The organism is Methylacidimicrobium cyclopophantes (assembly GCF_902143385.2).
GTDB lineage: Bacteria > Verrucomicrobiota > Verrucomicrobiia > Methylacidiphilales > Methylacidiphilaceae > Methylacidimicrobium > Methylacidimicrobium cyclopophantes.
The window spans coordinates 1-11,984 of record NZ_CABFUZ020000195.1 but is presented as its reverse complement, the minus strand read 5'-3'; the positions used below and the strand labels follow the sequence as shown (position 1 = coordinate 11,984).

At 60.4% G+C, this 11,984-nt stretch carries 12 protein-coding genes; 10 read left to right on the top strand and 2 right to left on the bottom strand.

All coding sequences use genetic code 11. The features are described 5' to 3' along the window. On the top strand, positions 1 to 1,241 hold a 1,241-nt coding region (locus tag FN369_RS08630; RefSeq protein ID WP_142525756.1), incomplete at its 5' end, for an ATP-binding protein. A gap of 19 nt (positions 1,242 to 1,260) precedes the next feature. Next, positions 1,261 to 2,433 (top strand): metallophosphoesterase, encoded by a 1,173-nt coding sequence (locus FN369_RS08625; protein ID WP_142525755.1) that lies wholly within the window; start codon positions 1,261 to 1,263, stop codon positions 2,431 to 2,433. A gap of 64 nt (positions 2,434 to 2,497) precedes the next feature. Here FN369_RS08625 and hisA read toward each other — a convergent pair whose 3' ends face one another. Both hisA and hisH read right to left on the bottom strand, forming a co-directional pair. Beyond that, the gene (hisA, locus tag FN369_RS08620) at positions 2,498 to 3,229 is read right to left on the bottom strand and encodes a 1-(5-phosphoribosyl)-5-[(5-phosphoribosylamino)methylideneamino]imidazole-4-carboxamide isomerase (protein ID WP_142525754.1); all 732 of its coding nucleotides are present in this window, start codon (positions 3,227 to 3,229) and stop codon (positions 2,498 to 2,500) included. Next, positions 3,226 to 3,840, bottom strand: a complete 615-nt coding sequence (hisH, locus tag FN369_RS08615; RefSeq protein ID WP_142525753.1) for an imidazole glycerol phosphate synthase subunit HisH — start codon at positions 3,838 to 3,840, stop codon at positions 3,226 to 3,228. Before hisH ends, hisA begins: the two co-directional genes overlap by 4 nt. Positions 3,841 to 3,968: 128 nt before the next feature. Between hisH and dapF the strand changes: the two genes are divergently transcribed. The 8 genes from dapF to ftsH form a co-directional block, all read left to right on the top strand. Next, a complete protein-coding gene (gene dapF, locus FN369_RS08610) occupies positions 3,969 to 4,787 on the top strand; it encodes a diaminopimelate epimerase (protein ID WP_142525752.1) in 819 nt (272 codons plus the stop codon). Further along, on the top strand, positions 4,784 to 5,662 hold the full coding sequence (gene dapA / locus FN369_RS08605; protein WP_142525751.1) for a 4-hydroxy-tetrahydrodipicolinate synthase: 879 nt from the start codon (positions 4,784 to 4,786) through the stop codon (positions 5,660 to 5,662). Before dapF ends, dapA begins: the two co-directional genes overlap by 4 nt. 13 nt (positions 5,663 to 5,675) lie before the next feature. Further along, positions 5,676 to 6,419 carry a 4-hydroxy-tetrahydrodipicolinate reductase gene (dapB, locus tag FN369_RS08600; RefSeq protein WP_142525750.1) on the top strand — a complete coding sequence of 248 codons (744 nt, stop codon included), beginning with the start codon at positions 5,676 to 5,678 and terminating at the stop codon, positions 6,417 to 6,419. Positions 6,420 to 6,510: 91 nt separating this feature from the next. Further along, positions 6,511 to 7,152, top strand: coding sequence for a hypothetical protein (locus tag FN369_RS08595; RefSeq protein WP_142525749.1), 642 nt, complete (start codon positions 6,511 to 6,513; stop codon positions 7,150 to 7,152). A 111-nt stretch (positions 7,153 to 7,263) separates the two neighbouring features. Then, positions 7,264 to 7,824 (top strand): UbiX family flavin prenyltransferase, encoded by a 561-nt coding sequence (locus FN369_RS08590; protein ID WP_142525748.1) that lies wholly within the window; start codon positions 7,264 to 7,266, stop codon positions 7,822 to 7,824. Next, entirely contained in the window at positions 7,821 to 8,687 is an 867-nt protein-coding gene (locus tag FN369_RS08585; RefSeq protein ID WP_246189637.1) for a UbiA-like polyprenyltransferase, read from the top strand. The genes FN369_RS08590 and FN369_RS08585 overlap by 4 nt, the downstream gene beginning before the upstream one ends. Beyond that, the gene (mqnE, locus tag FN369_RS08580; protein ID WP_142525746.1) at positions 8,678 to 9,823 is read left to right on the top strand and encodes an aminofutalosine synthase MqnE; all 1,146 of its coding nucleotides are present in this window, start codon (positions 8,678 to 8,680) and stop codon (positions 9,821 to 9,823) included. Before FN369_RS08585 ends, mqnE begins: the two co-directional genes overlap by 10 nt. A 206-nt stretch (positions 9,824 to 10,029) precedes the next feature. After that, on the top strand, positions 10,030 to 11,984 hold a 1,955-nt coding region (gene ftsH / locus FN369_RS08575; RefSeq protein WP_142525745.1), incomplete at its 3' end, for an ATP-dependent zinc metalloprotease FtsH.

Sequence of the window (11,984 nt, the reverse complement as noted above, 5' to 3'; positions counted from 1 at the left end):
TCCGCTCGATCGAGCGGGCGGAGGATCGCAAGCTTTTCACCGAGCTCGTGGCGAAGCTCGGGTTACGTCAGCCTTCGAGCGTTACCGGGAGAAACGAGCAGGAGGCGATTGCCGGGGCAGCCGAGATCGGCTATCCGATCCTCGTCCGACCCTCCTTCGTCCTCGGTGGGAGAGCGATGCAAATCGTGTATACCGAAGAGGATTTGCGCCGCTATGTCCGAGAGGCTCTTCTCGTTTCGCCGGAGAGACCGATCTTGATCGACCGATTTCTGGAGGAAGCGACGGAGGTCGACGTCGATTGCCTTTGCGACGGAGAAACCGTTGTCGTCGGAGCCATCATGGAGCACATCGAGCAGGCCGGAGTCCATTCCGGCGACAGCGCTTGCGTGATCCCGGCTCCGACCCTTTCGACGGCTGTTCAGGAGGAGATCCGTCAAGCGGTTCGGTCCCTGGCGCTTGAGCTCGAAGTCAAGGGGCTGATGAATGTACAATTTGCGGTCAAGGGCGACTCGCTCTACGTGCTTGAGGTCAATCCCCGGGCTTCCCGGACCGTTCCCTTTGTCAGCAAGACGATCGGGGTGCCGCTGGCCAAGCTCGCCGCCAAGGTGATGGCCGGGCGGACGCTCGCCGAGCTCGGATTCACACGGGAAGTGATCCCCAACTACTATTGCGTGAAGGAGGCGGTTTTCCCGTTCCGTCGATTCCCCGGCGTCGATATTCTCCTCGGGCCGGAAATGAAATCGACCGGAGAAGTAATGGGCATCGATGAGGATCTCGGGCTCGCCTACGCGAAAACGCAGACGGCGGCCTCGCCGAGCCTTCCGCTCCGGGGAAATGTCTTTCTGAGCGTTCGGGATCAAGACAAACAAGAAGCCGCCCGGATCGCGCGCGCTCTCCACGAACTCGGCTTTACGATTTTCAGCACGGCGGGAACTGGTCGCGCACTTGCGGCAGCAGGCGTTCCTTGTCACCGGCTGCACAAACTTTCCGAAGGACGCCCCAATATTCTGGATATGCTCAAGAACGCGGAAATCGCTCTTGTTATCAACTGCCCTGGCGGACGGACGGCGCGTCGCGACGAGATTCAGATCCGGACGAGCGCGCTCACCGCGGGAGTGCCCGTCATGACCACGATGGCTGCGGCCTGGGCGACGGTGGACGCCATCCGGTCCTTACAGCACAAGGAGTTCCGGGTGAAATCCTTGCAGGAGTATCACGCGGCCTTGGCATCGCTCGAATAGAGTTCGTTCGGAGAACGCCGTGGCAAGGAGAATACCGAGGATTTCCTTCTCGGCACTCCTAATCGCTGGATACTTGCTGCTCGGACTCTACGTCGTCCTTCGGGGATGGATCGTCGTCCCTGCTTCTCCTCTCCTACGGGGAATCTATCTCTGTCTCGGCGCGATCTGCGTATTCGGCTACCCCGCGGCACGCCGTTGGCAAGAACGGAGACCTTCCCGGAGCGCCGATTGGGCGGTTCTCCTTTCTTCGCTCTGGATTCCCTCGGTTCTCTACCTCTTTCTGGGGATCACGGCCTGGGACTTGCTTCGGCTCTTCCCGGGGGCCGCAAGGCTCGAGGCGAGCTTCCTTCCTCGATGGGGCTCTTTTGCAGGGTTGGTGATTTTGGTCGCGGTCATGCTGCTCAAAGGGGCGATCAACGCTCGGAAGGTGGCCGTGCAGAGGCTCGATCTTTCGGTCGATCCCCCGGCCGGCCTTTCTTCCCTGCCGCCGTTCTTGAAGATCGCCGTCGCCTCAGATCTTCACATCATCGGAACATTCGGCGAAAAAAGACTCGCCCGCATTGTCGAGGCGATCCAATCGATTGACCCCGACCTCGTCCTGCTCCCGGGTGACCTCGTCGATGCGCCGGCCGAGGTACTGGAGCGTTCCGGAGTTGGGCCGCGCTTCCGTTCCCTTTCCGCTTCTTGGGGAGTCTTCGCCTGCCTGGGAAACCACGAGTACTACTGCGGAGCGGACGAGGCTGCGGCATTTTTGGAGGCAAACGGGATCAGCGTCTTACGTGACCGGTGCGTGGAGGTCGGGGGGAATCTTCGGATCGTCGGCAGAGAGGACCGGGCGAAGATGTTGCTCGGCGACGGGCGGCCGCGACGGCCGCTCTCGGAGATTTTGGCAAAGAGCGACCCGCGTATGCCTCTCATCGTGCTCGACCACCGGCCTTCCGCTCTAGAGGAAGCGGCTGCTGCCGGCGCTGATCTGGTGGTTTGCGGCCATACGCACAACGGACAGTTTTGGCCCGTCAACTATATCGTTTCCCGGCTCTTTCCGCTCCCGTATGGGTATGAGCGCAAAGGGAAGACCCACATCGTCGTCACCCGCGGTGCGGGTACTTGGGGCCCTCCCGTTCGCATCGGTCAGTCTTCGGAAATTTTTGCGATCGTCTTTCGCTTCTCCTCCAACGAGGTCGGGGCATAGATTCCTCGGTTTCGGACGGCAACGCCTGCCATCGCCGTGCCGAGGCGAGCGGAGGCGCTGATTTTCAGGACCGTACCTCGCCGGCTTCTTTTTGCCACTCCTGCAAGGAGAGCCGATTCTCGTAGAGGGCTCGGCCCAGGACGACTCCATAGAGACGCGGAATCCGTTGCAGAGCGCGAAGATCCTCGGCTTTCCCGATTCCTCCCGAGGCAAAGACGGGCAGTGCAACGGCTTCGACAAGCTCCCTCGTTCGTTCCAGGTCCGGGCCGGAGAGCATGCCATCGACGGAAACATCAGTATAGAGGAGGAAGCCGGCACCCCGCTCTTGGGCAAATCGCGCCGCATCGATCACCTTCCGTCCCGTACCTCGCTCCCAGCCGGCGACGCGAACTTCGCCATGGCGGGCATCGAGGGCGACGACGAGCCGATCCGAGCCGAATCGGGCGGCGAGGCTCGGAAGAAAGTCTTCTCTTTCCCAAGCCCGAGTTCCGATGACGACTCGCGAGGCTCCCCGGCGGAGAGCTTCCTCCACGACCCCTTCGGTTCGGAGTCCTCCGCCGAGCTGGATCGGGATGCGAACTCGTTTGGCGATGGCTTCCAACCAAGGCAAGGAGGAAGAGGATCCGGAAAAGGCTCCCTCCAAGTCGACGATGTGCAACCCATCCGCTCCCTCCGCTTCCCAGCGGAGTGCGGTAGCAAGCGGGTCGTCCGAGTAGATGGTGGCGGAATCCCGTTTTCCCTGGCGAAGGCGCACGACCTTGCCGTCGAGCAAGTCGATGGCGGCGTAAATCTTCACGATGAAGAGGAGAGAGCGGCCTCGCGGCGCGCGGTGACTTCGACGAAATTCGCCATCAGCCGCAACCCTACCCGCTGGCTCTTTTCCGGATGGAATTGGACCGCGAAGAGAGCAGCCCGGTGGACGCCGCTGGCGAAGGGAACGCCGTAGTCGGTTTCCAGCGCAGTCCACTCGGGGTCCCGAGGGAGCGGAAAATAGCTGTGAACGAAATAGACGAACTCTCCCGAGCGGATGTCATAGGTGAACTCGCTTTCGCGCACGATTCGGATCGTGTTCCAGCCGATTTGCGGAACCTTCCCGACTCTTTCCGGAAACCGGATCACCTTGCCGGGAATGAGTCCGAAGCCCGGTACCCCGGGACTCTCCTCGCTTTCTTCGAAAAGGAGTTGATAGCCCAGACAGATACCGAGGAAGGGCTTGCCGCTGCTCGCCCAATCGCGCAGCGGAGACCACAATCCAGTTTGCGCGAGACGGACTGCGCAATCGCCGAAGGCTCCGACTCCGGGGAGAACGACGCCTGCTACCTCTGCTAACTCGTCCGGGCTCCTGACACGTCGAGGAGTAGCTCCGACGAAGGCGAGAGCCTTTTCGACGCTTCGGAGGTTGCCCATTCCAGAATCAATGACACCGATAAAAGGGTGGGCGCGTGCAGCGGCGGGGTTAGAGAAAGGGGAGTCCAACGTTTTTTGTGCAATTCCTTTGCAAAAAATGCGATTCGAACAAAACTTTGCGTCTACGAATGAAGATTCAGTTTACGAAAATGACTGGGGCCGGCAATGACTTTGTGCTCGTGGATAATCGAGACGGCCGTCTCCGACTCCGGCCGGATCAAATCGCTCGGCTCTGCGATCGCCACTTCGGCATCGGCGCCGACGGCATGCTCGTCGCAGAGACCGATGCGAAAGAAGATCGTATCCGGATGCGTTATTACAACTCCGATGGAGGAGAAGCATCTCTCTGCGGAAACGGAGCCCGTTGCTTCGCCCGCTTTTTGCAGCCGCTTTTGCCAGGGTCGGAAGGGGATCCTCTTATCTTTCTCACCGGGGCCGGGATAGTGAAAGCCTCTTTCCTTGGAGAGGAGGTTTCCATTTCGATGCCAGATCCCGAATCGGCGCGCCTGCGGCGACTGGTGACCACACGGCATGGGCCGCTCGAGGTACACTGGATTCATACCGGCGTGCCTCATCTTGTGGTCTTCGTGAGGGATGTGGAGCGGATCGACGTGGAGGAGCTGGGACGAGAGCTGCGATGGTTGCCGGACTTTGCTCCTGAAGGGGCGAATGCCGATTTCGTGGAAGTGAAGGGTCCGGATCGAATCGCGGTTCGGACCTATGAACGCGGAGTCGAGGGGGAGACGCTTGCTTGCGGGACTGGGGTCACCGCTTCGGCTCTGGTCGCGCACTTGGCGAAGGGACTCCCGTCCCCTGTTTCGGTCCTGGTTCGGAGCGGAGAGAGCCTTCGAGTCGGATTCGAGCGGGCGGGCGATGGATTCCGCAGGGTTTGGCTTCAAGGTCCGGCGACGAAGGTGTTTACGGGAGAGATGGAGGTGAGCGAATGAGGCTTTTGGGGACGTATACCGCGCTGGTCACGCCATTTCGCGGAGGTGTCGTGGATGAGGAGGCTTTGCGGCGGTTGGTGGAAGCACAAATCGAGGGCGGGGTAGCCGGATTGGTCCCCGTAGGAACTACGGGAGAATCTCCGACGCTGACCCACGAGGAGCATATTCGGGTGATCGCCAAAACGGTCGAGTTTGCGGCTGGGAGAGTGACAGTCCTTGCAGGTACCGGATCCAACAGCACGGCGGAGGCGATCGAGCTTACGCGGGCGGCGGAAGAGGCGGGAGCCGACGGGGCATTGCTCGTGGCTCCTTATTACAACAAACCGAGTCAAGCCGGGCTCTACGCTCACTTTTCAGCCATTGCGCAAAGCACACGACTGCCGCTTGTCCTCTACAGCATTCCCGGCCGATGTGGCGTCGAGATTGCCGTTGAGACCGTTCTGGCACTGGCCCAGGAGCACAAAAGCGTAATCGGCTTAAAGGAGGCCGGCGGTTCGGTCGACCGCCTCAGCCAGCTTCGTCAGCTGCTCCCCGACGAATTTGCCCTTTTAAGCGGGGATGATTCGTTGACCTTGCCGTTCTTGAGCGTGGGGGCGGTAGGGGTCATCAGCGTCGCCTCGAATCTGTTGCCGAAGGCGGTTGTCGATCTTGTTCAGACCTTTCTGGCCGGCGACATCCGGGAGGCGGAGCGCCTGCATCGGAGGCTTTACCCGCTCTTTCGCGATCTTTTCGTAGAAACCAATCCGGTGCCGATCAAGACGGCGCTCTCGCTCCGGGGTTGGATCACGCCCGAAGTGCGTCTCCCGCTTGTTCCCCTCCAGCCGAACAACCAAGCTCGGCTGGAAAAGACCTTATCGCTCGTGGGGATGGAATAGGAGGAACGAGCGTATGATTCGGTTGGCCGTAACGGGCGCAAAGGGGCGTATGGGGAGGGCCGTACTCGCTCAGGCGCGTCGACTTGGGGAATGGGAGGTGGCGGGGGCAATCGATCAAGGCGATGCGCTGGAGCCGGCTCTGCTCCGGAGCGATGTCGCCATCGATTTCAGCTCCCACGCGTTCTCCACCGTCGTCGCCGAAGCGAGCGCAGCCGCAGGCAAGCCGCTCGTGATTGGAACCACGGGGCATCTCCCGGAGGAACTCCTTCGGGTGCGTCGGGCAGCCGAGAGAATTCCCATCGTCCGGGCGCCAAATTTTTCGACCGGGGTCAATCTGCTCTTCTACCTCGTGCGAAAAGCGGCTGCGGTTCTGGGTGAAGGATTCGATCCGGAGATCGTGGAAGCCCACCATCGCGAAAAACGGGATGCACCCAGCGGAACGGCGCGCCGGTTGGCGGAAATCGTCGCGGAGGTGCGCGGGATCTCGCTGGAGAAAGCGGCTCGCTATGGAAGAGAGGGAGAACCGGGCCCGAGAAAGGCGGAGGAGATCGGCATTCATGCGATCCGGGCGGGGCAGATCGTTGGACTCCATACCGTCCTCTTTGCGGGTTCCGGGGAAGTTTTAGAACTCACACACCGGGCCGAAACGCGGGATACCTTCGCGTTGGGCTCGCTCCGCGCGGCACGCTGGGTGGTGGGGAAGCCTCCCGGAATGTACTCGATGGAAGACGTCCTCGGCCTGGTCGAGAGGGAATAAGGAAGAAAAGGGCATGCAGCCCTCTGGAGAAGCGCAGCTTGCCAGGCGGGATGGGAAGGGCTAGCGTTGGGTACTCTTTTTCGGAGGAACTATGAAACTTCGTTGTCCTGTCGATCCTGTGGAAGCTCTGCGCAGAGGGATTGATGCCCCGGAAGCCGTAGTGCTCGATCTCAGTCCGGCGGTCCTTTCGCCGGCCGAACGGGAATGGCTTGCCGATACCTTGCGCAAGGGGGAGAGCGGAAGCACCGAGGAGACGGCTCCGCTAATTTTCCCCTACCCGATTCCTACCCCTTCCGTGGAAGGTTTGCGGGAGGTGATCGCGGCGCACATCGCGGATCGGCCAGCGGCTCCCGAGCATGGGATCACAACCCGACTCGATGCACCGTCTCGGCAGGAGGAACGACCGGCGGCTCCGATAAATCCGGTTGCGTCCCCTTCGCATCCCATGGGCGAGGTGGCGAAGGCTGCGGGATGGATGGGTTTGGGCGCAATCATGGGTGGGATGCTCGATCGAGTCTTTGGTCCGCGACCGCAGCCTCCGCTCGAGGTGTTCGTCGAGCCCGATCCGCCGCCGGCACGGTCTTTGGGGGAGCCGCATGCGCAAGAGGCGCCCACCGAGGAGCCGCCCACCTGCTGCGAAGATCCAGAAGAGCCAGGCGATTCTTCCGCGAGCCTTGCGGAGGACGATTCGGACGATTCCGGGTTCTCCGGTGGGGATTACGATCTGGTGTAGCGGAACCGGAGCGGTCGAACTTCCCTCGAGCGGACCGCGCGGATCTGGATTCGCCGAGAGGGCGGATGGGAGGAAGCCGCAAGGCTCTCGACCTGCGGCGATAGACTGCTCATGCGTTTGGTCGTCGCGGTAACCGGAGCGAGCGGTGCGCTTTACGCACAGCGGCTTTTCTCCTTCTTGGAGCATGGGGATCACGAGGTCCACGTAGTGATAAGCGATTGCGCGCGTCATGTGGCGAGAGAGGAGTTGGAGAAGGGGAGCTTCGTGATTCCGTCTCGCTTCATCCTCCACGGACAGCGTTCCATGGAGGCTCCCTTCCTCAGCGGATCGAATCCATTTTCGGCGATGGTCATCATCCCGTGCTCGATGGGGACGGCGGGTCGAATTGCGCACGGTGTCTCCGAAGGAGCGATCGGTAGAGCGGCGGACGTCTTTTTAAAGGAAGGGCGAAGGCTGATTCTCGTTCCAAGGGAGGCGCCGTGGAATTTGATCCAGGCGCGGAACATGGTGGCCTTGATCGAAGCCGGAGCGGTGGTGATTCCGGCTTGCCCTTCGTTTTACGGGAAGCCCGCGAGCGTCCTGGACCTGGTCGACACCGTGGTTGCTCGCGTGCTCGACCATTTGCAAATACCGAATGATCTAGCCGTTCGATGGAAGGAGAGCAAATCGTGACAAGCGTAGGGTCGCATCCGTCGATTCGGATTGCGAACTTGCTGCGACTGATCAAGTTCAGCCATACGCTCTTTGCGCTTCCATTTGCCCTCGCTTCCATGCTGGTGGCTGCCCGAGGGCTGCCGACAGCGTCGATTCTTGGAGGGATCCTGGTTTGCATGGTAGGAGCCCGTACTGCGGCCATGGCCTTCAACCGGTATGTCGACTGGGAGATCGACCAGCAAAATCCGCGGACAGCAGAGAGGAGTCGGCTTGCGAGCCGCTGGGAAGCTCTGGCCCTCTGTCTCGGAGGGCTTACGCTCTTTGGTAGCGGGCTCTTGCTCCTGAACGGACTCTGCCGCCTTCTCGCGTTGCCGGCTATCGTCATCATTTTGGGCTATTCCTATGCCAAGCGCTTTACCTCCTTTTGCCACGCTCTTTTAGGCCTCGCTCTAGGCCTGGCCCCTCTCGGGGCCTGGGCGGCGGTCCGGGGCGAGTTGACGAGCGTTGCTCCGTACCTGCTTGCGGCTTCGGTGCTTTCTTGGACCTTTGGGTTCGATCTCATCTACTCCTTGCAGGACCGAGAGGTGGATCTTCGGCTTGGCCTCCATTCCTTTCCGGCCCGCTACGGGGCGGCTACTACGCTTCGGGTGGCGCAGATTCTCCATGGGGCTGCTTGGGTCGGTTGGGTTGCTTTCGGCTTGCAGGCAAATCTCTCGGGGGCATATTGGTTGGCTTGCGCGATTGCCGGGGCAGCACTCCTCTATGAGCATCGGCTCTGTCGAAAAAAAGATGGACGAGCCCTGAACGTGGCGTTTTTCGAGGTCAACGTGGCGGTGAGCTTGCTGCTTTTACTGGGGGTCATCGGAAGTCTATGGCTGTGACAGGCTTTTGGGATGTCTGCCGAAAGGCGGACATCCTCGACATCGCCGAGAGGGTCGTTGCGGGGGAGAGGATCGACGAAAGGGCCGCGCTGCGGCTCTTTGATTGTCCGGATACGGCCGCCGTAGGCGCTTTGGCCGACCTGATTTCCCGGAGAAAAAACGGTTTACGTGCTTCCTATCTTGTGAACCGCTATCTCAACTACTCCAACATCTGCCTCTTGAGCTGTCGCTTTTGCGCCTTTTATCGCCGAGCGGGGCAACCGGGAGCTTTCCTCTATTCGGTCGAGGAGTTGACCGAGCAGGCCTATCGCTCTTGGAATCGGGGGGCGGTCGAGGTGCATTGCGTCGGGGGACTCCATCCGAAGCTGCCCTTTTCCTATTACCGAGATCTGATCGCTGCGATCAAGGAACGTTGCCCGGGGATGATGGTCAAGGCATTCACCGCCGTGGAGATCCGTCATATGGCCGATCGGATCGTTCACCGGTCGATTCAGGAGGTCTTGGAGGAGCTGGCCGAGTCGGGCCTCGACTCCCTCACCGGGGGAGGAGCGGAAATTTTCGACGCCGGGGTCAGAGACGAGATCTGTCGAGGGAAAGAAACAGCCGAGGAGTGGCTGGAGGTCCACCGCACGTGGCATCGGATGGGAAAAAAGAGTACGGCGACGATGCTCTTCGGGCACGTCGAAAAGCCAGCACACCGAGTCGATCACCTACGGCGACTGCGCGAGCTGCAGGAGGAGACGGGAGGGTTTTGCGGGTTTGTACCGTTTGCTTTCGAGCCGGCGAACACAAAGCTTTCCCACATTCGACGGGCCGGCGCCTTGGACATCCTGCGGACGATCGCGGTCAGCCGCATCTATCTCGACAATTTCGACCATATCACTTCCTATTGGATCAGTTCGGGACTGCCTCTGGGCCAGATCGCCCTTTCGTTTGGCGCCGACGATCTCCATGGGACCATCGAGGAGGAGAAGATTTTTCACATGGCGGGCTCGAACAACCCCGTTTCGCAAAAGGCCGACGATCTGGCGGCAGCGATCCGGGAGAGCGGACGGGAGCCTGTGGCACGAGATACCTACTACCGGGTTCATCCCGCTGTCCGTCCTTTCCGAAAAGCGATCGGAGTGGGGGCGTGACGGGATTGGATCCCGGCCGCGTTTGCGAGTCGAGCGGAGCGGTGGTATGCTTTTCCCGTCATGCTCCACAAGCGTTCTCCTGCGGTTGGCAAAATGGATTTCCCCGCCTTACGGCCGGGTTTGTCTTCCCTACCTCGGCTGCAAAATTTGTGAGAGAGAAACCCGACGGCTTCAGGCCGACACTCTGACGGAAGGAGAATACTACGATGGCGTCGTCGCCTACCCAATTTCCCGAAAAAAACAAGCTTTCTCGGGGCAAGAAGAATGATCCCTCCTGGAGGGACCAGAGGGGTCCCGGAGAGAGCAAGTGGAAGGGATTGGTCTTCTTCCTCGGGATCGCTTTTGTCTTCTCGGCTCTGCTCTATTTCGTAGGTGCCGGGCAGGGGTCTCCCGTCGAAGCGAAAACGCTCCCGCAGCTCGTCCGGCTTCTGGATCAGAAGCAGGTGAAGTCGATCGCCTTTGTCCGAGATACCTCGAATGGGCAGACCTACCTGGAAGGGCGCTTCATGAAGCCATCGCCCGATGCTCCGGGAGGAATGGTCCTAGTCCCTTTTCGGACAATCGTCGATCTCGATTTCAATCGCGATCTCCACGATCTTCTCGCGGCCAAAGGCTTCCCGGAGGTCGACATCCGAGTAGTCCACAATTTTTGGGGTCAGGCACTTCTCAGCATCCTCCCATTCCTTCTGTTCATTCTGGCCCTCTACCTACTCTTCCGGCAGCAGATCCGCATGGCGGGGAAAACCGCGTTTAGTTTCGGGAAAAGCCGGGTGAGGCTTCTCTCCGGGGAAAAGACCAAAGTTACCTTCCAAGACGTAGCGGGAATCGAGGAAGCCAAGGAAGAGGTTCAGGAGATCGTTGAATTCCTCAAGGAACCCAAGCGTTTCCAGAAGCTGGGTGGGCGCATTCCCAAGGGCGTATTGATGGTCGGGCCTCCCGGCACCGGGAAGACGCTGCTGGCCAAGGCGATTGCGGGTGAAGCCGACGTGCCTTTCTTTAGCATCAGCGGGTCCGACTTCGTCGAGATGTTCGTCGGAGTGGGGGCGTCACGGGTCCGGGACATGTTTGAGCAATCCCGTCGGCATGCTCCTTGCATCGTCTTCATCGATGAGATCGATGCCGTCGGGCGCAGCCGCGGGACCGGCTTGGGCGGTGGGCACGATGAGCGAGAGCAGACGCTGAATGCCTTGCTCGTCGAGATGGATGGCATCGAATCCCAGGAAGGTGTGATCGTCATTGCCGCGACGAACCGCAAGGATGTGCTCGATGCCGCCTTGCTCCGTCCAGGCCGCTTCGATCGCGAGGTCCGTGTCAACTTGCCGGATATCCGGGGTCGCGAGGAAGTCCTGAAGGTTCACTCGGCAAAGGTAAAATTGGCAAAAGAGGCCGATCTTCTCGCCTTGGCTCGGGGAACCGCCGGCTTTTCGGGAGCCGAGTTGGCCAATCTCATCAACGAGGCGGCTCTCTTGGCTGCCGGCCGTGGGAAAGAAGCGATTGGACAGTCCGAACTGGAAGAGGCTCGCGATAAGGTTCGGTGGGGTCGCGAACGAAGGAGCTTAGCCATGAGCGACGAGGAGAAACAGATCACCGCCTATCACGAGGCGGGTCACGCTCTTCTCAACGTCCTTCTGGAGCATACGGATCCCCTACACAAGGTGAGCATCATCCCGCGAGGACCGGCTCTCGGAGTGACGATGATGCTACCGGCTACCGATCGTTACAATACCAGGAAGAAGGAGCTGCTCGACAGCTTATGCGTCGCAATGGGAGGCCGCGTGGCGGAGGAGATTTTTCTGGGCGATATCTCCAGCGGGGCCAGCGGAGACATTCGGCAGGCTACCTGGTATGCACGACGGATGGTTTGCGAATGGGGCATGAGCGAAAAACTTGGGATGGTTCACTATGCGGACGATCCGACGATGACTTTTCTCGGCCGGGACTTGGGAATGTCGAGGGCGTACAGCGAAGCGACGGCCGAGGCGATCGATGGAGAAGTCCAGCGGCTGATCCAAGAAGCCTATCAGCGTGCGAAGAACCTGATCGTCGAGAATCGGACGCGGATAGAAGCATTGGCAAAGGCGCTCTTGGATTACGAGACCCTGGATGCTCGGCAGGCGGAAGAGATTGTCAAAACCGGTCGTCTGCTTTCTCCCCCGCCGCG